Raw genomic sequence first — 24,885 nt, 5'->3', positions numbered from 1 at the left:
GTCTCCGCGCGCCGGCCTCTTGCAACCCCCGCCGAGCACGGCTCAGATCAACCCAGGACTCTCGTTACGACTGGATGAGAAACGGGGGTCACGTCACCCGCCAGCGCCTCTTCGATAAGGGCCATGACGCTCTCGTCGCGCCCGCTGTAACCCGCGACGACAAGACCGAAGCGGTTACCGGCGCTGGTCAGGCATTTTCCCAACTCCTTGTCTTGGGTCAGGAGGTCTGCCGCCAGGTTCTTGATGCTCTGATACCTGAAGTCGCCATGCAGCTTCACGTAGATGGGGAACTCATCGTTGTTCAGCGCTGCGTTCGTCGCGTAGGAGCCCTCCAGATGGAAGGGCGCTATTGCCATTCCCGACACGGCTGCGAACGCCTTCTCGATCACCGTGTCGAAGTTGGTTGTGAACACAGCCTTCGCTTGGTCGCTCACCATCATCGCGGCTAGCGCGCGATGTCCGACCGAGAGCGAGATTTTGTCATCGCCCAGGATCGCGCGGAGATATTTGCTCTGGCGTTCGTAGTCGTCGCCGAAGATCAGCTTGAAGCAAGCGGAGTATTCCGCCGGGTCGCCCGGCGGCAGAAATCCCTGTGCCTCCATGTAGTCGCTGAGCTTCTGTTGCACCGCCGCGTTCTGCACGTCGTTGGGCGTGATCTGCTGATTTTCCTGCTGATTGTAGTGGCGGCGCTTGAGGTCCCACATAACGTCCCAAGCGGTCGGCAGTCCGGCGCTCTGTGACGCGCCAGCGCCAAGCAGCCATGAAAACTGAGGTGCAGATTCAGAGAGCAACTGTACGAGTTGAGTTTGGTCCATCGTTCAGGACGCCTCCTACAGTTGCGATATCAGGATTCTCGCGCAGGCTGCGTCAATGGTGTCGGCGAGTTCTAGGAGTAGACTGCCCGACTAGGAGGGGGTGCCAACACCACGGGTCGGAGCGTGCTGGTGCCCGGTCGCCGAGCGGACCTTCCCAAAGTCCCCAACATCCACTTCCCCCCTAAACCACCATCACCACCACATAGGCCGCCACCAGCAGGCCCAGCAGGATGATCATGGCGCGGCCCATGAGCTTGCGGCGGGCCAGGGCCTTGGGGTCGTCGGGGTCGTCCATCAGGCGGGCTCGTAGTTGAGGATGGGGGCCAGCCAGCGCTCGGCCTTCGCCAGGTCCCAGCCCTTGCGGCGGGCGTAGTCCTCGACCTGGTCGCGCTCGATGCGGCCGACGCCGAAGTAGTGGGCCTCGGGGTGGGCGAAATAGAGGCCCGAGACGGCGGCGGGCGGGGTCATGGCGAAGCTCTCGGTCAGCTCGATCCCCGCCGCCTGCGTCGCGTTCAGCAGCCGGAACAGCGTGGCCTTCTCGGTGTGGTCGGGCTGGGCCGGATAGCCGGCGGCGGGGCGGATGCCCCGGTACTGCTCGGCGATCAGGGCGTCCACGTCCAGGGCCTCGTCGGGCGCATAGCCCCACAGCTCGGTGCGCACCTTGCGGTGCATGGCCTCGGCGAAGGCCTCGGCCAGGCGGTCGGCCAGGGCGGTGAACAGGATGGCCGAATAGTCGTCGCCGGCGTCCTTGAAGGCCTTGGCCTGCGCCAGCTCGCCGTGGCCGGCGGTGACGGCGAAGCCGCCGATCCAGTCGGGCCGGGTCCCCACCGGCGCGACGAAGTCGGAAAGCGCCACGTTGCGCTGGTCGCCCGACTTCAGCATCTGCTGGCGCAGGGTGTGGAGGCGCGCCAGCTCGGCGGTCCGCGTCTCGTCCGTGTAGACCACCACGTCGTCGCCGTCGGCGGCGGCGGGCCAGAAGCCCACCACGCCGTGGGCCTCCAGCAGGCCCTCCTGGACGATGCGGTCCAGCATCCGCCGGGCGTCGGCGTAGAGGTCGGTGGCGGCCTTGCCGACCACGTCGTCCTCCAGGATCTGGGGGAAGCGGCCCACCAGCTCCCAGCTCGCGAAGAAGGGCGTCCAGTCGATGTGGCGGACCAGGTCGGGCAGGTCGTAGGGCTTGAACGTGCGCGTCCCCAGGAACGACGGCCGGGGCGGGTCGTAGGCGGTCCAGTCCGGCGTGAAGGCGTTGTCGCGCGCCTCCTGCAGCGTGGCGCGGGCGCGGCTCCCCTGGCCGCGGGCGAACTGGGCGCGCACCTTCTCGTAGTCGGCGGCCGTCTCGGCCAGGAACCGGGACTTCTCGGTGGGCGAGAGCAGGTTCGAGACCACGCCCACCGCGCGGCTGGCGTCCAGCACATAGGTGGTCGAGCCGGCCGGATAGCGCGGCGAGATCTTCACGGCGGTATGGGTCTTCGACGTGGTGGCGCCGCCGATCAGCAGCGGCTGGGTCATGCCCCGGCGCTCCATCTCGGAGGCCACGAACACCATCTCGTCCAGGCTGGGGGTGATCAGGCCCGACAGGCCGACGATGTCGACGCCGTGGGCGACGGCCTCGTCCAGGATGCGGTCGGCCGGGACCATGACGCCCAGGTCGATGACCTCGTAGTTGTTGCACTGGAGGACCACGCCGACGATGTTCTTGCCGATGTCGTGGACGTCGCCCTTGACCGTGGCCATGAGGATCTTGCCGGCGGACTGGCGCTCGCCCCCGTCCTTCTCGGCCTCCATGAAGGGCATCAGGTAGGCCACGGCCTGCTTCATCACCCGGGCCGACTTCACCACCTGGGGCAGGAACATCTTGCCCGCGCCGAACAGGTCGCCGACCACGTTCATCCCGTCCATCAGCGGGCCTTCGATGACGTGCAGCGGACGCTCGGCGGCGGCGCGGGCCTCCTCGGTGTCGGCCTCGATGAACTCGGTGATGCCGTGGACCAGGGCGTGGGAGAGGCGGGCCGCGACCGGCTGGTCGCGCCAGGCCAGGTTGACCACCTTGGCCTCGCCCTTCTGGCCCTTGTACTTGGGCGCCAGGTCCACGAGGCGCTCGGTGTTGGAGACGCCGCCCTTCGCGGGCCGGTTCAGGATCACGTCCTCGACCAGCTCGCGCAGCTCGGGCTCGATGTCGTCGTAGACGGGCAGGTCGCCGGCGTTGACGATGCCCATGTCCATGCCCGCCGCGATGGCGTGGTAGAGGAACACCGAGTGGATGGCCCGGCGCACCGGCTCGTTGCCGCGGAACGAGAAGCTGACGTTCGAGACGCCGCCCGAGATGCGGGCGTGGGGGCAGAGGGCCTTGATCCGCTTCGTCGCCTCGATGAAGTCGACGGCGTAGTTGTCGTGCTCCTCGATCCCGGTGGCGACCGCGAAGATGTTGGGGTCGAAGATGATGTCCTCGGGCGGGAAGCCCACCTGCTCCACCAGGAGGTCGTAGGCGCGCTTGCAGATCTCGACCTTGCGGTCGGCGGTGTCGGCCTGTCCCACCTCGTCGAACGCCATGACCACGACTGCGGCGCCGTAGCGGAGGCAGGCGCGGGCCTGCTCCAGGAACTTCGCCTCGCCCTCCTTCATGGAGATCGAGTTCACGATCGCCTTGCCCTGGACGCACTTCAGCCCGGCCTCGATCACCTCCCACTTGGAGCTGTCGATCATTACCGGCACCCGCGCGATGTCGGGCTCGGCCGCCACCAGGTTCAGGAACGTCCGCATGGCCGCGACGGAATCGAGCAGGCCCTCGTCCATGTTGACGTCGATGACCTGGGCGCCGGCCTCCACCTGCTGGCGTGCGACGCTCAGCGCCTCGGGATAGTTACCCTCGGCGACCAGCTTGCGGAATTTGGCCGAGCCGGTGACGTTGGTCCGCTCGCCGACGTTGATGAAGGTGGGGCGCATTCAGCTCACGAACCTGTAGGACTTGCAGACGAGAAAAACCGCTCCCGCGTCGCTGGGCGGGCGATATGCGCCGACTGCGCCGAGAATACGAGCGGCGAGGGCCGTCAGCTCCCAGCCGAGGGCGTTGAGGTCGTCATCCTCAAGATACTCGGTGGTCAGTTCCTCGATACCATTCCGGACCCCAAAATCGCGGACCTTGTGCATCTCGTCGATGGCGCAGTCCGCCCAGTGCGGGTTCGCCCACGACCAGAGCCAGTCCCGTGAGCCGGTCGTACCGACGATCTGGATATCGGCCACCACCTTTGCGATGCCTCCTTCGGAGAACGTGAGCGTTCCAGCGGTGGCGCTGTAGTCGAAGCGGGGCCATTCGCCGACCCTGTACGCAGCTCGCGCCTGCTCCTGCTTCGCCACGAGCTCGTGCATGGCCTCTTGCCGCCAAGCCGCATACCATTCGGGCGCTTCCATCACGCCAGCTCGAACGGCTCCAGCCCGGCCAGCCGCATCGCCTTGGGCCGGTCTGGGATCTGGCGCGGCGTCAGCCCGCGCACCGCCTCGGCCACGTGGCGGATGTGGTCCGGCGTGGTCCCGCAGCAGCCGCCCAGGATGTTGACCAGGCCGTGCTCGGCCCACTCGTGGAGCTGATGGCCCGTCTCGTGCGGCTCCTCGTCGTACTCGCCCATCGCGTTGGGCAGGCCGGCGTTGGGATAGGCCGAGACCAGGGTGTCGGCCACCCGCGCCAGCTCGGCGATGTGGGGTCGCATCAGGTCGGCGCCCAGGGCGCAGTTCAGGCCGATGGCGAACGGCTTGGCGTGCCGCACCGAATTCCAGAACGCCTCCACCGTCTGGCCCGACAGCGTCCGGCCCGAGCGGTCGGTGATGGTGCCCGAGATCCAGATCGGCAGCGGCTCGTAGCCCTCGTCCTGCAGGTCGAGTATCGCCTTGATCGCCGCCTTGCAGTTCAGCGTGTCGGTGATGGTCTCGATGAGGAACATGTCGACGCCGCCCTCGTGCAGCGCGCGGACCTGTTCGACATAGGCGTCGTAGACCTGATCGAAGGTGACCTTGCGGGCGCCGGGATCGTTCACGTCCGAACTCATGGACAGCATCACCGGCAGCGGGCCGATCGAGCCGGCGACGAAGCGCGGCTTCCCCGGCTCCTTCGCCGTCCAGCGGTCGGCCACCTCGCGGGCGATGCGGGCGCCCTCCAGGTTGATGTCGCGGACCGCCGCCTCCATGCCGTACTCGGCCTGGCCGATGGAGGTGGCCGAGAAGGTGTTGGTCTCGGAGATGTCGGCGCCGGCGGCGAAGTACTGGTCGTGCAGATCGGCGATGATGTCGGGCCGGGTGACGCAGAGCAGGTCGTTGTTGCCCTTGAGCTGGCCCGGCGCGCCGGCGAAGCGGTCGCCGCGGTAGTCGGCCTCGTCCAGCCCCCGCTTCTGGATCATCACGCCCCACGATCCGTCGAGGATCAGCACGCGTTCCTTCGCCGCGGCCTTGAGCGCCGCGATGCGGTCCTGACGGGTCATCGGGCAAGCTCCTGCAGGTCGAACTGGCGGCCCTGGAAGCCGCGGTAGTCACCGTCCACGATCTCGGCGAAGGCGGCGGCGAGCAGCGTGCGCGCGAAGGCGCGGTTCCCGGCCTCGGCCGCCGCAGCGCTCTCCCAGAGCATGGTGTCGGTCCACGCCCCATCGCCCTCGAACAGCTCGTAGCGGAGGAATCCAGGCTGGGCGTGCATCCACGCCTCGGTTTCCCGGCTGAGGGTGATGAAGCGGTCCCGATGCCCCGGAGCACGGAGCCTGGACGTGACGATCACGACGGCGGTCATGCCGCGGCCTCCTTGGCTTCGGCCGGGGGCGCCTCACGCACGCCCAGCACGCGGCAGATGGCGTAGACGAGGTCGGCGCGGTTCAGCGTGTAGAAGTGGAAGTCCGAGAAGCCCTCCTCGGCCAGGCGCGCGCACATCTCGGCGGCCACGGACGCGGCCACCAGCCGGCGCGTCTCGGGGTCGGTGTCCAGGCCCTCGAAATGGTTGGCCAGCCAGGGCGGGATCGCCACCCCGATGCGGCCGGCCATGTTGGACAGGCCCTCGAAACTGGAGACCGGCATGATCCCGGGCAGGATCGGCGCCTCGATCCCCGCCTTGCGGATACGGTCCACGAAGCGGAGGTAGCCGTCGATGTCGAAGAAGAAGTTGCTGATCGCCCGCGTGGCGCCCGCATCGATCTTCGCCTTGAGCACCTCGATATCGTGGTCGATCGAGGGACTCTCGGGATGGATCTGGGGATAGACGCCCACGCTCACGTCGAACGGCGCGACGGCCTTGATGCCCGCGGTCAGTTCGGTGGCGTTCTGATACCCGTCCGCCCGAGGGGTGTAGGCGCCGCCCAGCGAGCCGGGCGGATCGCCGCGCAGAGCCACGATATGGCGGATGCCGGCGTCCCAGTAGTCCCGGATCACCTCGTCCACCTCGGCGCGGCTGGCCTCTACGCAGGTCAGATGCGCGGCGGGCCGAAGCGTCGTCTCCTTGAGGATACGCACCACCGTCCGATGGGTGCGCTCCCGCGTCGAGCCGCCGGCCCCGTAGGTCACGGATACGAATTCGGGATTCAGCGGCTCCAGGCGGCGGATGGCCTCCCACAGGCTCTCCTCGCTCTTCGGACCCTTGGGGGGCGAGAACTCGAACGAGACGCGCGGAGGCGATCCCGCGCCGGCGCCCGCGCGTGCGACGGGACCCAGGGCTGTGTCGGCGGGGCTCATGCGGCGCTCCTGAGGGCGGTGGGGGCGCGATGGGCCGCCCAGATCTTGACGGTGAGGCCGTCGGCGCGGGCCGGCGGCAGGGCCGAGTGCTCGACCGACGGAAGGTCGGCGTCGGCCAGCCAACGCCCCATTTCCTCGTCCGAGAAACCCAGGCGGCGGTGCTGGTGCGCCTCGCGCAGGAACTCCAGCTTGTGAGGCGCGAAGTCGACGATGATCAGCCGACCCCCGGGCGCCACGATCCGGGCGGCCTCGCGCACGGCGGCGGCCGGATCGCCCAGATAGTGCAGAACCTGATGGACCACCACCAGATCGGCCACGCCCTCGGGCAGGCGGGTGTCGAAGATATCCCCGTGGCGCAGTTCCACGTTGGTCAGGCCCGCCTCGGCGGTGTTGCGTCGGGCGATGTTCAGCATCTGCTGCGACAGGTCGAGCCCCAGGGCCTGTTCGGCCTGCGGCCCCAGGAGGGTCAACATCCGGCCGGTTCCGGCGCCCAGGTCCACCAGCCGGCGGACGCGCGCAGCGCCGGCGGCCTCAAGGATCTTCGCCTCCACCGCGGCGTCGCCCACGTAGAGCGCGCGGATCTGGTCCCACTGCGTAGCGTTTTCGGCGAAGTAGGCCGCCGCGGCCGCCGCCCGCTCGGCCTGGACATCGTCGAGCTTGCGGCGATCGCGCCCCAGGACAGGGTCGTCGGGTGCGATGCGGGACAGGACCTCGGCGGCCACGTCATGCTGGGGACCCACCCCGGCCAGGCGATAGAAGACCCAGGCGCCGTCGGGGAAGCGTTCGACCAGGCCCGCTTCGGCCAGAAGCTTCAGGTGGCGCGAGACGCGCGGCTGACTCTGGTCGAGGACCCGGCACAACTCGAGCACCGCCAGCTCCTCGCGCTGGAGCAGCGCCAGGATACGCAGGCGGGTGGGCTCCCCGGCCGCCCGGAGCACATCCACGATCTGTCGAGCGGATAGCTGCATCGTGACATAAAGATATCTTTATATGTGTTGCCGTCAAGTAAACGGCGGCGGCGGGCGATGAAAACGTCCTGCCGTCCCACGCCGGACGCCCGCATGCGCTATAGCGTCGCCACTCGGAGGACCACATGCGCCGCGTGCTCATCATCGGGAATTCGGGCGGTGGCAAGTCCACCCTCGCGCGGCGGCTCGGCGTGGCGCTGAACATCCCGGTGATCCATCTCGACGTGCTGTTCTGGAAGCCGGGCTGGATCGAGCCCGACCGCACCGAGTTCCGCGCCGACGTGGACTCGGCGATGGCCGGCGAGGCCTGGATCTGCGACGGCAACTTCGGAGGCACCTGGGACCTGCGGATGCCGCGGGCCGACACCATCGTCTGGGTGGACCAGCCGCCGCTCCTCTGCCTCGCCCGCGCGATCCGACGCGTGTTCGCGTACCGGCGCGAGGCACGGCCCGACATGGCCGAAGGCTGCCGGGAGAAGCTCGACCCGAAGTTCTACGCCTACATCCTGGGCTTCAACCGGAAGGTTCGGCCTAGGCTGGAGGCGGCGATCGCCGAACACGGGACCCAGGCCCGTCTCGTGCGCCTGCGCAGCGACCGCGAAATCGACGCCTTCGTCTCGGGCGCCGGCCACCAGGGTTCGGTCAAGAGCCGGGGGACCTGAGCCTCAGACCGTGAAGATCCAGCCTTCGGGCAACGTCGACGCAGTGACACCTATGAGAAGCACCCGACCTCCGCCCACGAGATTGACCACGGTGTCCGGACCGACCTGCTCTACGGTGTAGGCTGCGCCACCAGAGAGCATCAGCCGGTCCCCCTCGGCGGCGTTGAAGTCTTCGATGCGATCGAGTTCGGCGCCCACGAAGCTGTGGAAGAGGTCCGCGCCGGCGCCGCCGACCAGCGTATCCGCCCCGCGGTCTCCCGACAGGAAGTCGTCGCCGTCCCCGCCGAACAGACGATCGTTGTCCTGGCCGCCGCGCAGCGTGTCAGCGCCGGCGCCGCCGTAGCAGTCGTCGTTGCCGATATTGCCGTAGACCAGATCATCGCCCTCGTCGCCGAACAGCAGGTCGTTGTCCTTGCCGCCGACAACCCAGTCGTCGCCCCGCCCCCCCGAGGCGGTGTCGTTACCCATGTTGCCGTTGATGTCGTCGAACCCGTCGGATCCGGCGATCCAGTCGTTGCCCTCGTCGCCCCGCAGATAGGTCTGGCTGCTGTCCCGACTGTCCGGACCGGCGGCGTAGATCACATCGTCCCCGGAGCCGCCGAAGATCTGGTCTCCGCCGCCGCCCCCGATCACGACGTCGTCGCCCGTATGCGCGCGGATACGGTCAGGCCCGCTGCTGCCCAGGATACGATCCGAGCCCGACATCATATAGGCCATCAAGCTGCGGGCGTCCGATCCGTCGAACCCGCCGATGATCGACAGGCTCTTGGGAGCCACTGAAGCCTCCATCCGCAGCGGCGCACCCTGATTGGCGCTCAGCGTGAACCCGGTCACGTCGCCGTAGAGGACTTCCCGAGTCGCATCGGTCGAGAACCCCAAGCCCGTCATGGTGATGTGGAGCCGAGGACTGTCGAACACGATGCGGCTCAGCGACACCTCGCGCACCGAATCGAGATCCAGCGCGCGAAGATCGACGGCGTCCATGTCACCGGCCACCGTCACCTGCCCCGTCGTCGCCCTTGCGGGCGCCGGCGGCGCGGCGGCAGGCGCGGTGGGGAGCGTTGCGGGCAGGATGCCGAGGTTGACCTCCGAAATATCGTCCAGCGTCCGATCCACGAGGCGAACGGAGGAGTCGAACCGCACGCCTGTCCAATGGCCGAAGACGAAGACATCCGGCCCCACCCGGACCGACACCACGGCGTAACCATCGCGCGCCATACGGTTCGCAAGGGCGCGCGCGGCGTCGTAGTCGGCCGCGGCCCCCTCTCCGTAACGCCCTGGCCCCATGTGCACGAACCGGATCGCATCTTCGTAGGCGACCCAGTCCAGGACCCGCAGGGCCTCAGATTCGAGCTGCTGATAGCCGTCCATCAGGATGAGATCCGAACCCGCGCCGAGGCGAACCTCGGAGGTGTCTCCGGAAAATTGGATCACATCGTTGCCGGCGCCGCCGAGGATCGTGTCGCGGGTTCCTCGCGACGAGATGGTGTCTGGCCCGTCACCCCCGTCGAGGCGGTTGTAGGCGCCGCCCCCGACCAGGCTGTCCGCACCGAGTCCGCCGAACAACTCACCTCCGCTATAGGGCGCCGTAAGCGTGTCCGCGCCAGCGGTAGGATCGGTCGTGGGGCCGGTCGGCGGTGGCTCCCCAGGGGTCGGCAGCGGCGCCCCGAAACTGAGGATGTGGGCGCCGGAGATCTGGGACAGCCCCTTGTTGGCGAGCCGGATTGCGTCGTCGGCGACACCGTTGTCGTTCAGGGAATCGACGAACAGGATGACATCGCCGCCGACCTGCACGGCCACGATGTCGGAGGTTCCCGCCGCGATCCGCTGATTGGCGAGCCCAAGCGCCTCGTCGTAGCTGGCGGCCGTCGCCGTGCTGTAGGCTCCCGTGATCGGAGCCGAGATCGATATCCTGTCGAGACTGTCCCAGTCGGTGATGACGTCGATCCGCCCCGCCGCTACGCCGCTGTCTGTCGGCATGAAGTCGAAGCGGTCCGCACCAGCTCCGCCCGTGAGCGTATCGGCTCCCGCGCCGCCCGTGAGCACATCCTGGCCGGCGCCGCCGTCCAGGATGTCGTCGCCGCCCGCGCCATTCAGCAGGTCGTCGCCGACACCGCCATAGAGCCGGTCGCCCGCGGAACCGCCGGTGACGACGTCCTTGAGGGACGATGGCAGGCTGAGCTTCGAACCGTCGGGAAGGGTGAGGATATCACCCTCGGCCCACTGGCCAAGCGTGACCTTCGCGCCCGTGCTGATGATACGGATCGTATAGTGGCCCAGGACCTCAATATTGGTCGCGGTCGCCCCATGGACACCGTCGAACTTCAGATCGTCCCGTGCGGCGTCGTAGTTGCGCGCCTCTTCCGACGTGATGAATGAGAACTGGTAAGTCGCCAAAGCATGGCCCCCGGACGGCGAGCTCGGCCGCGAGCCCACCCTAAGGTGGAGCTTGCAAGCCGCACAACCTCATCCGCCGCCTGAGCGAAAGCTTCAACCGAGACGCGAAACCTCCGGAACGCCCGACGCGATCGACGGCCGCTTCCACGACGGCCTCGCCTAACGCGCGAACTTCTGGAACTTGATCCGATGGGGAATGAGGCTGTCGGCGCCGAGGCGACGCTTCTTGTCCTCTTCGTAGGCTTCGAAGTTGCCCTCGAACCATTCCACCTTCGAGTCGCCTTCGAAGGCCAGGATATGGGTGGCCAGGCGATCCAGGAAGAAGCGGTCGTGGCTGATGACCACGGCGCAGCCCGGAAAATCCTCGAGCGCCGATTCCAGCGCGCCCAGGGTTTCCACATCCAGGTCGTTGGTCGGTTCGTCGAGCATCAGCACGTTGCCGCCCGAGGCCAGGGTCTTGGCCAGATGGACGCGGTTGCGCTCACCGCCCGAGAGCAGGCCCACCTTCTTCTGCTGGTCGCCGCCCTTGAAGTTGAACGAGCCGGTGTAGGCGCGCGACGGGATCTCGCGGGTCCCCACCTTCATGATGTCCAGGCCGCCCGAAATCTCCTCCCAGACGTTCTTGTTGGGGTCGAGGTTGTCCCGGCTCTGGTCGACGTAGGCCAGCTTCACGGTCTCGCCCAGCCGTACGCTGCCCCGGTCGGGCGTCTCCTGGCCGGTGAGGATTTTGAACAGCGTGGTCTTGCCCGCGCCGTTGGGGCCGATCACGCCCACGATGCCGCCCGGCGGCAGCTTGAACGTCAGATCCTTGAACAGCAGCTTGTCGCCGTACTCCTTCTCCAGCCCCTCGGCCTCGATCACCACGTTGCCCAGGCGCGGCCCCGGCGGGATCTGGATCTGGGCGAAGGTCTGCTTGGCGCGATCGGCCTCGTTCTGCAGGTCCTCGAAGGCGGCCAGGCGGGCCTTGGACTTCGTGCGGCGCGCCGAGGGCGACGAGCGCACCCAGGCCAGTTCGCGCTCGATCGTGCGCTTCTTGCCGGCCTCCTCGCGCTCTTCCTGCGCCAGGCGCTTGGTCTTCTGCTCAAGCCAGGACGAGTAGTTGCCCTCGTGCGGCAGGCCCTTGCCGCGATCGAGCTCCAGCGTCCACTTCGTGACCTGATCCAGGAAGTAGCGATCGTGGGTGACCAGGATCACGCAGCCCGGGAAGGCCTCCAGGTGGTGCTGCAGCCAGGCCACGCTTTCGGCGTCGAGGTGGTTGGTGGGCTCGTCCAGCAGCAGCATGTCGGGCTTGGCCAGCAGCAGGCGGGCCAGCGCCACGCGGCGGCGCTCGCCGCCCGACAGCTTGTCCACCGGCCAGTCGTTCGGCGGGCAGCGCAGCGCGTCCATCGCCATCTCGATGCGGCTGTCGATGTCCCAGAGGTCGCCGGCGTCGAGCTTCTCCTGGAGGGCGGTCATCTCCTCCATCAGCTCATCCGTGTATTCCTCGCCCATCCTGGTGGCGACTTCGTTGTACCTGTCGAAGATCTGCTTCTCTTCGCACCACGAGATGACGTTGCCCCAGACGTCGAGCGTCTCGTCGAGCTTGGGTTCCTGCTCGAGATAGCCGCGCTTCACGCCATCGGCGGCGAAGGCCTCGCCGGTGAACTCCTTGTCGATCCCCGCCATGATCTTCAGCAGGGTGGATTTCCCCGAGCCGTTCACGCCAACGACGCCGATCTTCGCGTCGGAGTAGAAGCTCAGCCAGATGTTCTCGAAGAGCTTCTTCGGGCTGCCAGGATAGGCCTTGGTCAGGCCCTGCATCTGGAAAATGTACTGCTGCGCCATGGGGCGTCCGCGCTCGCTCGTCGTCTGTTGGGGAAGTCGAGCGGGGAGATAGCCGCGCCGGCGCCCGGGCGCAACGGAAGCGGGCCAAAGAACCCGCGGGAGAGGCGGGCCGCCCCTCCCGCGGAGGAACCCCGTCGGCCGGGAACGATGGCGGCCGGAGGGGAGGAAACCTGGGGCGACGCCCTAGTTGCGCGCCGTCTGCACCTGGACCGCGGCCTTGTTGCAGGCGCGGAGCTGACCCACGGTGAGTTCGCGGCCGCCCGAGCGGTAGCTGGCGACCGGACCGATGACCGCGACGACCTTCTTGCACTCGCGCACCACGCCATCGAGATTGGCGCGCCGGGCCGCCGCGCCCTGGCACTGGTCGCCCTCGCAGCGCCAATCGACGCCGGAGATGGTCTGGGCCACCGGCGCCGCCGCGGGCGTGGCCAGACGGGCCGAGCCGACGAACCCCGCCTCCTGCGCCTGCGCCGGCCCAAAGACGGCCAAGGACGCGCCGAAGGCCAATGCGGCCATCGCGCCTACACAGTTTTGCATTCCCGTGATCCCTTCGGTAGAAAAGAGCACGACCGGTCGCTCGACCGTCAAAAGAGCACGATCGGTCCCTTTGTCAAGGCGTCGTTTCGGCGAGGAGGTTCCGCGCATTGCGTAAGGGCGAGGCGACCCGCACCCGCATCATCCAGGAAGCCGCGCAGCTCGCCGCGGTGCGAGGCCTCACCGGCGTCAGCCTGAACGACGTGGCCGAGGCGGTCGGCCTGTCCAAGAGCGGCCTCTTCAAGCACTTCGAGTCCAAGGAAGACATGCATCTGGCCGTCGTGGAGATGGTCGGCGGCATGTTCCGAGACCGCGTCTGGACGCCGGCTGCGAGCCTCCCGCCGGGCCGGCCACGCCTGGAGAAGGTGTTTGAGTGCTGGCTGCGCTGGTGCGAGGAGGATTGGCCTCGCAGCGGATGTCCGATCATGGCGCTGAGCGTCGAGTTGGACGACCAGCCCGGCCCGCTGCGCGACTTGCTGCAAAAGCAACTGCGGGCCTTCCGCAAGACGCTGATCGACGAATTCATCGCGCTCCGCACGCCGTCGCTATCCGAGGCCGAGGCCCAGGCGGCGTACTTCCAGCTCAAGAGCTTCGTTCTCGGCCACGCCGACGCCCGGCGGATGATGGGCGACACGGACGCCCGCCGTTCGGCCGTCGCCGCCTTCGCGAGCCTCATCGACCGCACCGCGCGCCAGCCGGCCTGAGGGAACCGCAAGCCCCGCTCCGCGTACTTGTTTCGCAACGCAGCGAAAGGAAGCGCGACATGCACAAGGATGAAGCCAAGGGCGCGGCCAAGGACGCCGTCGGCGCCGTCAAGCAGGCGGTCGGCAAGGCCACCGGCGACGAGCGGCTGCAGGCCGAAGGCGCGGCCGAGCGGGTCGAGGGCAAGGTCCAGAAGGGCGTCGGCGCCCTCAAGGAAGCGGCCCGCGACGTGCTCAAGAAGTAGCGCCGTCCGACGCCTTGGGAAGGGCCCGCGGTCAGGACTCCGCGTCGATTTCGGCGAAGGTCTTGCCGCGGGTCTCCCGCGCCGCCAGCGCGGCGATCCCGGTGATCAGCGATGCGGTCGCCACATAGATGGCGATGGGCGTCCCCGACATCGTCGCCGCCAGCAGCGCCGCCGCGATCAGGGGCGCCAGCGAGCCGGCGAAGATCGACGTGACCTGATAGGCCAGCGAGGCGCCCGAGTATCGCATCCGGGTCGGAAACATCTCGGCCAGGAACGCCGCCTGGGGTCCGTACATCGCGGCATGGAAGACGAGCGCGCCCACGCAGGCCAGGACGATGAGCGTGGGATCTGCGGTGTCGAGCAGCGCGAAGAAGGCGAAGGCCCACAGCATCATGCCGAACGCCCCCGCCGCGTAGACGGGCCGACGCCCGATCCTGTCCGACAGCCAGCCGAAGAACGGGATCGACACCACATGGACGGCCGAGGCGATGAGGATGGCGTTCAACGCCGTGCCGCGTGACAGGCCCAGCTTCTGGGTGACGTAGGTGATCGTGAAGACGCTGACGATGTAGTAGCTGATGTTCTCGGCGAACTTGAGGCCGCCGCCCACCACGATCGCCCAGGGGCGCGTACGGATCGCCTCCACCACCGGAGCCTTGGGCAAGGCCGCCTGTTCGGCCGCCAGGGCCTTGAACGTGGGGCTCTCGTCCACGGCGCTGCGGATCCAATATCCGACGGCGATCAGAACCACCGAGATCAGGAACGGGACGCGCCAGCCCCAGGCCAGGAAATCGGCCTCGGACTGGGTCACGGCCATCACGGTCAGCACCGCCGAGGCCAGAAGGCTGCCGGCCGCGACGCCCGCCTGCGGCCAGCTCGTCCAGAAGCCCCGGCGGGCGGCGTCGCCGTGCTCGGCCACGATCAGGACCGCCCCGCCCCACTCCCCGCCGACGGCGAAGCCCTGGACCAGACGCAGCGCCACCAGCATCGCCGGCGCCCAGAGCCCCACCTGGTCGTAGGTGGGCAGGCAGCCGATCAGCACCGTGGCCCCGCCCATCAGCACCAGGCTCAGCATCAGAAGGCGCTTGCGGCCGATCCGGTCGCCGTAGTGGCCGAAGACGATCCCGCCCAGCGGCCGGGCGAAGAAGCCCAGCGCATAGGTGGCGAACGCGAGCATGGTGCCGACCAACGGATCGGACTCGGGGAAGAACAGGCGATTGAAAACCAGCGCGGCGGCTGTCCCGTAGAGGAAGAAGTCGTACCACTCGATGGTGGTGCCGATGATGCTGGCGCCCACCACCTTGCGGATGGTGGCGGGAGACGAGACGACGTCGGAGGGCGCGGTCACGGGCGGGGCGGTCAAGGCCGGCGCCCCGGCGCGGGTGTCGGGGCGACCGGTGTCGGGGCGGCCGGTGTCGAGGCGGCTGGCGCACGGGAGAATCCGGCGTCCGTCGCCGCGGGCGGAACATGCATCGAGAAGGCCTCCCACGCCGACGTCTTCCGCGCCGGCCGCGAGCGGACCATCCGACATGCCATGGCCATGCTCAAGCCGAAAGCGAGCAGCGTCCCGTGGTCGCAGACAGGCGCCCGCGGGGTTGACCTCGCCCTCCTCGCCGCCATTCTCCCCTCACACGCGAACCGAAGCGCACAGAGAACCCCAGGCCAGGAGGCGTCGTGAACCTGACCGACCGACCCCATCGACGTGATCTTCAGGGACGCCGGCACTTTCCGGGGCGCCGGGACCTTCTGGGACTGGCCGCCGCCGCCGGCGCCACCCTCCTCGCCGCGCCGGCATGGTCCCGCAGCCTGGACGTTTGGGAGCCGCGGCGCGCGGTCCTGCACAACCTGCATACGGGCGACGCGTTCAACGAGGTCTACTACGCCAACGGCAGCTACCTGCCCGACGCCCTGGCGGCGGCGAACCGGGTGATGCGCGACTGGCGCACCGGCGACGAGCACTTCATCGACCCGGGCCTCTTCGACGCGCTCCACGCGATCCAGTCGAAACTGGAAACGCCCAGGCCGTTCCAGATCATCTCGGGGTATCGGTCCCCCCGGACCAACGCGATGCTGGCCGGCCGCTCCAAGGGGGTCGCGACGAACAGCCAGCACACGCTCGGCAAGGCGATCGACGTTCGGCTCCAGGGCGTGGAACTGTCACGGCTGCGCGACGCCGCCCTGGCCGTCGGCGCCGGCGGCGTCGGCTTCTATCCCGTTTCCGATTTCGTCCACGTGGACACGGGCCGCGTCCGCCAGTGGCGGGGATCGTAGGCGGGACGCTTTCACGGCCGGCGGCGCCTCACGTCCCGTCAGTTCTGCGGCGCATCCGGCTCGGGTTCGATCGTCGTCATGCCGGTGGCGGCCGCGTCGTCCAGGATCTGCTGCTCCTCCGGTGTGGGCGGCGGCGCCGGAGGCGCGGGCGCAGGCTCGGGCGGCGGGGCGGGTTCAGCCGCGACAGCGGGGGCGGCGTTCTCCTCGGCGGCGGGCGCGGCGTCTTGGGACGCCGGCGGCGCGGCCGGCCGATCGAAGCCGAGCATCCGGCTCGCCGCCAGGGCGGCCAGCACCGCCGCGCATGCGGCCGCGATCCAAAGCACCTTCCTCAACATCGCCCCCGCTCCCCTCTCAGGCCTTGACGCCCGACGCCAGCACGCCGACCCGCTGCAGCAGCTCACGGTCCCAACCATAGGGATCGGCGCGGAACTGCATCTGTCCGTCCGAACCGCCGAACGCCGTCCAGTAGAAGATGTAGACCGGGACCTGCACGTTCATCCGCGCCCGAACGGTCTTGTCCCCCTGGAGCTGCTTCTCGATCCCCTCGGCGGTCCAGGTGGAGTTGCCTTCCAGCAGCGCCTCGGCCAGCGCCCGCGGCTTTTCGATCCTGACGCAGCCGTGGCTGGCCTGGCGCGCATAGAGGTCGAAGCCGCCCTTCGAAGGCGTGTCGTGCAGATAGACGGCGAACGGGTTGTCGAAGTCGAACTTGAACCGGCCCAGCGCGCTCTGGTCGCCCGAAGCCTGCTGGAGGCGGGGCTGGCCGCCCTCCACGGGGATCACGCGGTAGCCGTTTCGCGCGAAATAGCCGGGACTGGCGCGCTCCTTCGGCCACAGTTCGCGCGCGGCGATGCCGGAGGGCACGTTCCAAGGCGGGTTGATGACCACGCTGTGGATCATCGACGTCAGCATCGGCGTCTCGTCGCCCTTCTTGCCCGAGACCGCCTTCATCGACATCACGGGCCGGTCGTCGCGGAACAGGGTGACGATGGCCGCGCCCGAGTTCACCTGCACGCGCGTGGCCGGCATGGTGGCCGGCATCCAGCGCCAGCGTTCCATGTTGGCGATGATCTGCAACACCCGCTGGCCCACCGGCTGGTTCAGGTGGAAGAGCGTGCCCGGCCCCACCACCCCGTCGGGCTTCAGGCCATAGCGGCGCTGGGCGCGGATCACGGCCTCCTCCAACGGCTTGTCGAAGGTCGCAGGCCCGGCGGCGGCGACCAGAGGGTCGTCCACGGCCAGGCGGGCGCGCAGCGCGACCACCCGCGGGTCGTTCGAGCCCAGCTCCAGCTTCGCGCCCTCGGGAACGGCCTTCCAGCCCCCCTGGGCCGCGATCTCGCGATAACGCGCCAGGCCGCGCTTCAGGGCGACGTAGCCGGAATAGCGGGGCGGCAGGCTGTCGAGCCACGCCTGCAGCCGGTTCTCCGCCAGGGCCTGGGCCAGTTCGGGCGCCGGATCGTAGGCCGCCGGGCGAATCTGCCAGAGCGCGGGAAACCGGCCCGGCTCCAGCCGCCCGATCTTCACGTCGCGCGCATACCTCAGGAGGCCGTCCGACAGCGCCGCGTTCTGCGCCATGCCGAGGTCCGCGCCCTCGGCGACGCCATCGGGCAGATAGGCCTTGGGCTGGAGGCCGTGAGCGTCGGCCGCGCGCAGCACCCGGATCGCCACGTCCACCTGCGCGGCGGTGAGCGCGGGGATTTCGACCGGAGGCGCGGGCGGCGGCGGAAGATCGAGCACGGGCGGCGCAGCCTGTGGCGCGGAGGTCTGGGCGGCCGGAGTCGCAGCGGGAGACTGGGTGGTCGGCTGGCCCGTCGCCGGCGCGGCGAAGGCCAGCGGCGCAGCCGCAACCAGGGCCAGGCGACGTCCCATGCGACCGCCCCCGAAACCTCGACCCCTCATGTGCAAAGCCAGAACCCTCTCTCCGACGCCCTCGGAGCTACGTAGGCTCCGTTCGATCGGATGAACGCATAACTGGCCTCAAGGCGCCGGCGTGTCGACGGCAGGGGCCCACGTGACAGCTTAACTGTCACTCGCCAGCCACAGTGACGCCGCCCGCAGAGCTCGGGCCCCGAGGTCGGGCCGTCAGGTGGGATAGCGGTGTTCGCGACCGGACGGGTCCGTCACCCGGTCCTCGCCGACGTAGCAGGGACCGACCGGCGACTTGCCGAACCCGCCGGGAATGTCGAGCACGTAGGTGGGCTGGCACAGGCCCGAAACCCGGCCGCGCAGGCCGCGCATGAGGGCCTGGCCCTCGGCGAGGGTGGTGCGGAAATGACCGGTGCCGGGCGCCATGTCGGCGTGGTGGAGGTAGTAGGGCTTGATCCGCATCTCGACGAAGCGACGCATCAGGGCCTCCAGCGCCGCGGGAGAATCGTTCACCCCGCGCAGCAGCACGCTCTGGCTCACCATCGGAATCCCGGCGTCGATCAGGCGCGCGCAGGCCCCCTCGGCGGCCGGCGTGAGTTCGTCGGCGTGATTGGCGTGCAGCGCGACCCAGACCGTCTTGCCGGTTCCCGTCAGCGCCTTGACCAGCGACGGGGTCACCCGATCGGGCGCCACGGCCGGAACGCGGGTGTGGAAGCGCACCACCTTCACATGATCGATCCGCTCCAGCCGCGCCATCAGGCCGGAAAGGCGCCGCGGCGACAGAACGAACGGATCGCCGCCGGTGACGATCACCTCCCAGATCTCGGGCCGACCGGCCACATAGGCCATCGCCGCGTCGAGCTGCGCCGAAGACAGCGGCCGTACGCCGTCGGGACCCACCATCTCGCGCCGGAAGCAGAAGCGGCAGTAGACGGCGCAGGCGTGGTTCGCCTTGAGCAGCACGCGGTCGGGATAGCGGTGGACGATCCCCGCCACGGGGCTGTGCGCCTCGTCGCCGATGGGATCGTCGCTCTCGCCCGGCGCCTGGGTGAGTTCGGCGGCGGTGGGAAGGAACTGGCGTCCCACCGGGCCGTCGGGCGCGTCGCCGATGGCCTCGACCATGACCGGCGTCACCGCCACGGCGTACCGCGCCGCCACCGCCTCCAGCGGGGGCGAAGGCTCGGCCAGGCCGGCGTCGGCCAGCGCGCCGAGCGTGCGAAGGGTGGCGGCTGTGGTCATCCGAGCGCGCATATGGCCCGAGGGCGCGGCGGCCGCAACGCCGCCTCGCCTTTCGGCCTCGCCATCGCCACACCGTGGATCAGGCCGTCGTTCAGGCCACGGGGGTCCAGAGAACCTGCTCGATCCGCGACGCACCGGCGGCCAGCATCACCAGGCGGTCGAAGCCCAGGGCCCCGCCGCTGGCCGGCGGCATGTGCGCCAGGGCCGCCAGGAAGTCCTCGTCGATGGGATAGCGCTCGCCGTAGATGCGCGCCTTCTCGTCCATCTCGATCCCGAACCGCCGCCTCTGTTCGTCCGCGTCGGTCAGTTCTCCGAAGCAGTTGGCCAGCTCGACGCCGCAGGCGTACAGCTCGAACCGCTCGGCCACGCGGCCGTCGTCCGGCTTCGGTCGCGCCAGGGCCGCCTCGGACACTGGATATTCGCAGAGGATCGTCGCGCGCCCGAATCCCAGGTTCGGCTCCACCCTCTCCACGATCACGCGGCTGAAGACGTCGGCCCAGGTGTCGTCGGGCGCGGTGCGCACCCCGGCCTCGCGGGCCTTCGCCGACAGGCCGTCGCGGTCGTCGAGCAGCGCCAGCAGGCCGATGCCGGCATAGCGCTCGAAGGCCTCGGCCACGCTCAGCCGCTCGGGGTCGGCGAACGGGTCGGCCTCGCGCCCACGCCAGGTGAGCCGGCGGGTTTCCACGGCCTCGGCCGCCACGGCCAGCAGCGCGGCGGCGTCGGCCATCACCGCCTGGTAGGGCGAGTGGGCCCGGTACCATTCCAGCATGGTGAACTCGGGGTGGTGCAGCGCGCCGCGCTCGCGGTTCCGCCACACCCGGGCCAGGGTGAAGATCTCGCGCTCGCCCGACGCCAGCAGCTTCTTGCACGCGAACTCGGGCGAGGTGTGCAGGTAGAGGGGCGATCTCTCGCCCGCGGTCGTGACCGCCTCGGTGGCGAAGGCGTGCAGATGCGCCTCGTTGCCGGGCGAGACCTGCAGCGCGGCGGTCTCCACCTCTGTGAAGCCGCGATCCTCGAACCAGCGCCGCACCGCCCGCGTCACCGCCGTCCGCGCCGCCAGGAAGGGCCGGCGATCGGGGCGACGGGCGGGCGCCCACCAGGGCGTTTCTCGGGAGTCGGTCAAAGGGGGCCCAGGCGTGAGGGGCTGGAGATTTCGGCGCACATCGCTATAGGGGCCGGCGTAAGAATTCCATCCGTGGAGTCGTCCGGGCGCGCGCCCCGGCTCCGCCGCATCACCGAGGACCCCCATTTGAAGGTTTCCGCCAGCTCGCTGCGCAAGGGCGCGGTCGTCGATCTCGAAGGCAAGCTGTACGTCGTGCTCAGCGCCGAGAACATCCACCCCGGCAAGGGCACGCCGGTCACCCAGCTCAACATGCGCCGCATCTCGGACGGGGTGAAGATCTCGGAACGCTACCGCACCACCGAGACCGTCGAGCGCGCGATCGTGGACGACCGCTCTTACACCTTCCTCTACCAGGACGGGGAAGGGTTCCACTTCATGAACCCCGAGACCTACGATCAGCTCGTCGCGTCCGAGGACATGATCGGCGACGCCGCGCCCTACCTCACCGACGGCTGCACGGTGCAGCTCTCGACCCACGAAGGCGTCGCCATCGCCATCGAACTGCCCCGCACGGCCATCTTCGAAGTGGTCGAGACCGAACCCTCGGTGAAGGGGCAAACGGCATCGTCGTCGTACAAGCCGGCGGTGCTGTCGAACGGCCTGCGCACCATGATCCCGCCCTACATCGGTCCGGGCACCCGGATCGTGATCCTGACCGAAGACGGCAGCTACCAGGAACGCGCGAAGGACTGAGTCCTTCGCCGCCCGTTTCGGGACGAGTTCCGACGCCCGACGTCGGGCTCTTGCGTCGCGCACGAAGTAACTCCACCATTGGGTGTGAGTTGCAATCAGTAGGTGCGTCGCGTGATGGCTTCCGGGGGCCATGTTCTGATCATCGAGGACGAACCGGTCATCGCGCTGGAGCTCGAGGCTCTGCTGGCCGAACTCGGATTCTCCAGCTTCGATGTCGCGGACACGCCCGAGGACGCCCTGGCCTGCGCCCGCGCCCAGCGGCCCGACCTGATCACCGCCGACTACCGCATCCTGCACGGCACGGGCGTCGCCGCCGTCGAGATGATCGCCCGCGCGGTGGGCGAGTCGCCGGTCGTCTACGTCACCGGCAATGCAGGCCAGTTCGATCCCGGCAGGCATGCGGTGGTCGACAAGCCGATCTCGCCGCGCGCGCTGGCGGCGGCCTGCGCCAAGGCCTGCCTTCCCCACTGATCCGCCGAAGTCCTGGCGCGATGCGGCCCGCCGCGACAAGATCGGGCGTCGACCGGGGAGCCTCATGCGTCACGTCCAGTCCGCCGCCGTCGCGGCCGCCATCGCCCTCGCGGCCACCATCGCCCTTGCGGCCACGGGGCCGGCCAAGGCCCAGCCCCTCAGCCCCTACGCCTCGGCGGGCGAGCAGCAGGCCGCGCTCGCCGACGGACGGACGACCTCGGAGCAGCTCGTCCGCGCCTACATCGACCGCATCGCCCGTTACGACGACGCCGGCGTGCGCCTCAACGCGGTTCTGGCCGTCAATCCCAAGGCCCTGGACGACGCCCGGCGGCTGGACGCCGAGCGCCGCGCGGGCCAGGTGCGAGGCCCCCTGCACGGCGTCACGGTCCTGCTGAAGGACAACATCGAGGCCGACGACGGCCTGCCCACCACCGCCGGCTCTCTGGCCCTCGCCGACAACGTCACCCGCCGCGACGCCGCTCTGGTGCGCCGCCTGAAGGACGCCGGCGCAGTCGTGCTGGGCAAGACCAACCTGTCGGAATGGGCCAACTTCCGCTCCACCCGCTCGATCAGCGGCTGGAGCGCGGTCGGCGGACTCGTGCGCAATCCCTACGGCCTGGACCGCACCGCCTGCGGCTCGTCGTCGGGGTCGGGCGCCGCCGTCGCGGCCGGACTGGCCGCGGTCGCCATCGGGACCGAGACCGACGGCTCGATCACCTGCCCGGCCGCAATGACGGGCGTCGTCGGCCTGAAGCCCACCGTAGGGCTGGTTTCGCGCATCCACATCGTGCCGATCACCGCCGCCCAGGACACCGCGGGCCCGATGACCCGCACGGTGGCCGACGCCGCCGCCCTGCTGTCGGCCATCGCCGGAACCGACACTGCGGATCCCGCCACGGCCGAGGCGGACGCGCGGAAGGCCGACTATCTGGCCGCGCTGGACCGCAACGCCCTGAAGGGCGCCCGGATCGGCGTCTGGCACGCCTGGAAGGGACGCTCGCCCCGCACCGACGCCGTCTTCGAGGCGGCGCTGGAGGCCTTGCGGGCGCAGGGCGCGATCCTGGTGGAGCTGAAGGGACCCGACGACGCCGTCATGGGACGTATCGGACGCGAGGAGCTCCAGCTCATGACCGCCGACTTCCGTCCGGCGCTGGACGCCTATCTCGCCACGACGCCCCCGTCCGTGAAGGCGCGGTCCCTGGCCGATGTGGTCGCCTTCAACCGCACCGAGGCGCGCGAGACAGCCCTGTTCGGCCAGGAGATCTTCGAGGAGGCCCTGAGCGTCGCCGACGATCCCGACCGTCCCCGCAAGCGCGCCGACCTCACCCGCCTGGCCCGCGAAGCCCTGGACGGAATGCTGGCGGACCAGACGCTCGACGCCGTGGTCGCGCCCAGCGGCGGGCCGCCGTCCATCGTCGATCCCGTCAACGGCGGCGTCTTCCTGGGTTCGCCGTCGCGCCTGCCCGCCGTTTCGGGCTACCCCCACCTCACGGTCCCGATGGGCTATGTCTCGGGACTGCCGGTCGGGATGTCGTTCCTGGGGCCAGCATGGTCCGAGGCCCGCCTCCTGGCGCTGGGTTTCGCCTACGAGCAGGCGTCCAAGGCCCGCCGCGAGCCCGACTTCCCGCCCCACGTCGGCGCCCGCCCCGAGATCGGCCGGGCCTACGATCCCCGATGAGCGAGACGACGGACGATCGCCAGCGGACGGCAACCTCCGCGCCGAACGCGGGTTATGGCCCTGAGAAGCATCGCTGAGAAGCATCGCCGAAAGGGCGCCCATGGGGATCGTTTCACCGGCATGTCGCCGGGGTCTTGAAAGCGCCGCCTTGGACGATGACATCAGTCCGGCGGCCGATAGAATGGCCAGGCTTCGAGCAAGGGGCGCGACCTTTGGCCAAGCTTTGGAAGAGACCCGCCTTCCCGCTCGTGGCGGCGAACGGTCCCCCAGCCATCGGCCCAACCGGGCCTGAAGCGACAGCCCCCATTTTCCAGGCCGCCAGCCGACCCAGAGCCCGGAGACCTCGCCGCGTGTTCGACGCCACCGCCCCGCGATACGCCGATCTGATCCGGCTCGATCCGGCCCTGAGCCGCCAGACCGCCGAACCTTCGGCCGCCGGCGCCCCGGGTGGGGACGGGACGGGCGGCTTCCACCTGATCGACACCACCATGATGTACGCACCCAAGTCGGGCGGCGTGAAACGCTATCTCATGGCCAAGCGCGCCTGGCTGGCGCGACGCCGGCCGGACGTGCGCCATACGCTGGTGGTCCCCGGCGCCCGCACCCGCGCCGAACCCGAGGGCCTGGTGACGGTGTCGGCCACGCGCCTGCCGTTCGGCGACGGCTACCGGATGCCCGCCAGCCTCACCAAGTGGGAGACGGTGCTGCGGCTCCTGGAACCCGACGTGATCGAGGCCGGCGACGTCTTCGTCCCCGGCCATGCGGCGCTGGAGGCGGGCGAGGCCCTGGGCGTTCCCGTCGTCGGCTTCTGCCACACCGACGCCGCCGCCCTGGCGGCGCTGCACTTCGGCGAATGGGCCGAGGCGCCGGCGTTCAGCTTCTGGGCCCAGGCCTACCAGCGCTTCGACCACGTCGTGGCTCCCAGCCGGCACATGGCCGGCCGCCTCGCCGACGCCGGCGTCCAGCGGATGTCGGTGCAGCAGCTCGGCGTGGACACCGACCTCTTCCACCCCGCCCGCGGCGACCGCGAGCGGCTGATCCGCCGCCTGGGCCTCTCGCCCGACGTCCGCCTGCTGGTCTTCGCGGGGCGCCCTGCGCGGGAGAAGAACATCGACTCCATGGTGGCGGCGGTCGAGCGGCTGGGCGCGCCCTACAAGCTGCTGCTGGTCGGGGCCGGCAAGGACCTCCCCCGGTCACCGCACGTGATCAGTCTGGATTTCGAGCGCGACCCCGTGCGGCTGGCCGCCCTGCTCGCCTCCTGCGATGCGGCGCTCCACGCCAACGAGAACGAGATCTTCGGCCTGTTCGTGCTGGAGGCGATGGCCGCCGGCCTGCCCGTCGTCGGGTCCCGACGCGGCGGCGTGGGCGAACTGATCGACACGCAGGTCGGTCAGCCGGCGGAGAATGTGGAGCCCGGCGGGCTCGCCGAAGCCATCGAAGCCCTCTTCGCCCGCGACGTCGTCGAGGTGGGCGCCGCCGCGCGGCGACGCGCCGAGGCCCGGCACGGCTGGGACGCCACCTTCGAGGCCCTGACGGTGCTGTACGGCGACCTGATCGCCGCCCGCCGGCCCGCGCCCCTCGCGCTCACGGCCTGATCCGAACCGGGGGGCGGCGCCGGGCGCGCTACCGCGCCAGCCAGCGCGCCGGCAGGCGATATTCGGGACGTGTCGGACGCAGGATGTCTGCGGCGATCAGGGCGCC

23 protein-coding genes are annotated in these 24,885 nt (G+C 69.6%); 8 read left to right on the top strand and 15 right to left on the bottom strand.

All coding sequences use genetic code 11. From position 1 onward, the window contains the following. Nucleotides 1-47: 47 nt before the first annotated feature. The 7 genes from ABS78_RS20065 to ABS78_RS20035 all read right to left on the bottom strand — a co-directional run bounded on the left by ABS78_RS20065 (nt 48) and on the right by ABS78_RS20035 (nt 7,483). Entirely contained in the window at nt 48-815 is a 768-nt protein-coding gene (locus tag ABS78_RS20065; protein WP_293383661.1) for an SIR2 family protein, read from the bottom strand. 294 nt (nt 816-1,109) lie between these two features. Next, nucleotides 1,110-3,758, bottom strand: coding sequence for a methionine synthase (gene metH, locus ABS78_RS20060; RefSeq protein WP_293383658.1), 2,649 nt, complete (start codon nt 3,756-3,758; stop codon nt 1,110-1,112). After that, nucleotides 3,759-4,223 (bottom strand): DUF6882 domain-containing protein, encoded by a 465-nt coding sequence (locus ABS78_RS20055; RefSeq protein ID WP_363083662.1) that lies wholly within the window; start codon nt 4,221-4,223, stop codon nt 3,759-3,761. Further along, nucleotides 4,223-5,284 (bottom strand): homocysteine S-methyltransferase family protein, encoded by a 1,062-nt coding sequence (locus tag ABS78_RS20050; RefSeq protein ID WP_293383652.1) that lies wholly within the window; start codon nt 5,282-5,284, stop codon nt 4,223-4,225. Before ABS78_RS20050 ends, ABS78_RS20055 begins: the two co-directional genes overlap by 1 nt. Then, nucleotides 5,281-5,583, bottom strand: a complete 303-nt coding sequence (locus ABS78_RS20045) for an antibiotic biosynthesis monooxygenase (RefSeq protein WP_293383649.1) — start codon at nt 5,581-5,583, stop codon at nt 5,281-5,283. Before ABS78_RS20045 ends, ABS78_RS20050 begins: the two co-directional genes overlap by 4 nt. Next, entirely contained in the window at nt 5,580-6,515 is a 936-nt protein-coding gene (metF, locus tag ABS78_RS20040; RefSeq protein ID WP_293383646.1) for a methylenetetrahydrofolate reductase [NAD(P)H], read from the bottom strand. The genes ABS78_RS20045 and metF overlap by 4 nt, the downstream gene beginning before the upstream one ends. Further along, nucleotides 6,512-7,483, bottom strand: coding sequence for a metalloregulator ArsR/SmtB family transcription factor (locus tag ABS78_RS20035; RefSeq protein WP_293383643.1), 972 nt, complete (start codon nt 7,481-7,483; stop codon nt 6,512-6,514). The genes metF and ABS78_RS20035 overlap by 4 nt, the downstream gene beginning before the upstream one ends. A gap of 125 nt (nt 7,484-7,608) precedes the next feature. Between ABS78_RS20035 and ABS78_RS20030 the strand changes: the two genes are divergently transcribed. Further along, nucleotides 7,609-8,145, top strand: coding sequence for a hypothetical protein (locus tag ABS78_RS20030; RefSeq protein ID WP_293383640.1), 537 nt, complete (start codon nt 7,609-7,611; stop codon nt 8,143-8,145). Nucleotides 8,146-8,148: 3 nt separating this feature from the next. Here the strand turns inward: ABS78_RS20030 and ABS78_RS20025 are convergent, their stop codons facing one another. The 3 genes from ABS78_RS20025 to ABS78_RS20015 all read right to left on the bottom strand — a co-directional run bounded on the left by ABS78_RS20025 (nt 8,149) and on the right by ABS78_RS20015 (nt 12,882). After that, nucleotides 8,149-10,542 carry a hypothetical protein gene (locus ABS78_RS20025; RefSeq protein WP_293383637.1) on the bottom strand — a complete coding sequence of 798 codons (2,394 nt, stop codon included), beginning with the start codon at nt 10,540-10,542 and terminating at the stop codon, nt 8,149-8,151. 159 nt (nt 10,543-10,701) lie between these two features. After that, nucleotides 10,702-12,366, bottom strand: a complete 1,665-nt coding sequence (gene ettA / locus ABS78_RS20020; RefSeq protein ID WP_293383634.1) for an energy-dependent translational throttle protein EttA — start codon at nt 12,364-12,366, stop codon at nt 10,702-10,704. A 183-nt stretch (nt 12,367-12,549) separates the two neighbouring features. Beyond that, the gene (locus ABS78_RS20015) at nt 12,550-12,882 is read right to left on the bottom strand and encodes a hypothetical protein (protein ID WP_293383631.1); all 333 of its coding nucleotides are present in this window, start codon (nt 12,880-12,882) and stop codon (nt 12,550-12,552) included. A gap of 128 nt (nt 12,883-13,010) precedes the next feature. On the opposite strand from ABS78_RS20015, the gene ABS78_RS20010 reads away from it, so the two are divergent. Continuing rightward, the gene (locus ABS78_RS20010; RefSeq protein ID WP_293383628.1) at nt 13,011-13,604 is read left to right on the top strand and encodes a TetR/AcrR family transcriptional regulator; all 594 of its coding nucleotides are present in this window, start codon (nt 13,011-13,013) and stop codon (nt 13,602-13,604) included. A 59-nt stretch (nt 13,605-13,663) separates the two neighbouring features. Continuing rightward, nucleotides 13,664-13,846, top strand: coding sequence for a CsbD family protein (locus tag ABS78_RS20005; protein ID WP_293383624.1), 183 nt, complete (start codon nt 13,664-13,666; stop codon nt 13,844-13,846). Nucleotides 13,847-13,877: 31 nt separating this feature from the next. On the opposite strand, the gene ABS78_RS20000 is transcribed toward ABS78_RS20005, so the two are convergent. Next, nucleotides 13,878-15,209 (bottom strand): MFS transporter, encoded by a 1,332-nt coding sequence (locus ABS78_RS20000; RefSeq protein ID WP_293383621.1) that lies wholly within the window; start codon nt 15,207-15,209, stop codon nt 13,878-13,880. 311 nt (nt 15,210-15,520) lie between these two features. Between ABS78_RS20000 and ABS78_RS19995 the strand changes: the two genes are divergently transcribed. Then, complete coding sequence (locus ABS78_RS19995; protein WP_293383618.1) at nt 15,521-16,117, top strand: DUF882 domain-containing protein; 597 nt, start codon at nt 15,521-15,523, stop codon at nt 16,115-16,117. Nucleotides 16,118-16,155: 38 nt separating this feature from the next. On the opposite strand, the gene ABS78_RS19990 is transcribed toward ABS78_RS19995, so the two are convergent. The 4 genes from ABS78_RS19990 to epmA all read right to left on the bottom strand — a co-directional run bounded on the left by ABS78_RS19990 (nt 16,156) and on the right by epmA (nt 20,342). Continuing rightward, complete coding sequence (locus tag ABS78_RS19990; RefSeq protein ID WP_293383615.1) at nt 16,156-16,452, bottom strand: hypothetical protein; 297 nt, start codon at nt 16,450-16,452, stop codon at nt 16,156-16,158. A gap of 16 nt (nt 16,453-16,468) precedes the next feature. Continuing rightward, nucleotides 16,469-17,983 carry a L,D-transpeptidase family protein gene (locus ABS78_RS19985; RefSeq protein WP_293383612.1) on the bottom strand — a complete coding sequence of 505 codons (1,515 nt, stop codon included), beginning with the start codon at nt 17,981-17,983 and terminating at the stop codon, nt 16,469-16,471. A gap of 213 nt (nt 17,984-18,196) precedes the next feature. Next, on the bottom strand, nt 18,197-19,219 hold the full coding sequence (locus ABS78_RS19980) for a lysine-2,3-aminomutase-like protein (protein WP_293383609.1): 1,023 nt from the start codon (nt 19,217-19,219) through the stop codon (nt 18,197-18,199). Nucleotides 19,220-19,310: 91 nt separating this feature from the next. Beyond that, complete coding sequence (gene epmA, locus ABS78_RS19975) at nt 19,311-20,342, bottom strand: EF-P lysine aminoacylase EpmA (protein WP_293383606.1); 1,032 nt, start codon at nt 20,340-20,342, stop codon at nt 19,311-19,313. 126 nt (nt 20,343-20,468) lie between these two features. On the opposite strand from epmA, the gene efp reads away from it, so the two are divergent. The 4 genes from efp (at nt 20,469) to ABS78_RS19955 (ending at nt 24,779) form a co-directional block, all read left to right on the top strand. After that, nucleotides 20,469-21,035, top strand: a complete 567-nt coding sequence (efp, locus tag ABS78_RS19970; RefSeq protein ID WP_293383604.1) for an elongation factor P — start codon at nt 20,469-20,471, stop codon at nt 21,033-21,035. Between the two features lie 114 nt (nt 21,036-21,149). After that, on the top strand, nt 21,150-21,506 hold the full coding sequence (locus ABS78_RS19965) for a response regulator (protein ID WP_293383601.1): 357 nt from the start codon (nt 21,150-21,152) through the stop codon (nt 21,504-21,506). 64 nt (nt 21,507-21,570) lie between these two features. Beyond that, entirely contained in the window at nt 21,571-23,184 is a 1,614-nt protein-coding gene (locus ABS78_RS19960; protein WP_293383598.1) for an amidase, read from the top strand. Between the two features lie 350 nt (nt 23,185-23,534). Then, entirely contained in the window at nt 23,535-24,779 is a 1,245-nt protein-coding gene (locus tag ABS78_RS19955) for a glycosyltransferase (protein ID WP_293383595.1), read from the top strand. The last annotated feature ends 106 nt before the right edge of the window (nt 24,780-24,885 follow it).

This window comes from Phenylobacterium sp. SCN 70-31, assembly GCF_001724605.1.
Lineage (GTDB): Bacteria > Pseudomonadota > Alphaproteobacteria > Caulobacterales > Caulobacteraceae > Phenylobacterium.
Note: the sequence above shows the minus strand (reverse complement) of the source record. Positions and strands in the feature narration are given on the sequence as shown.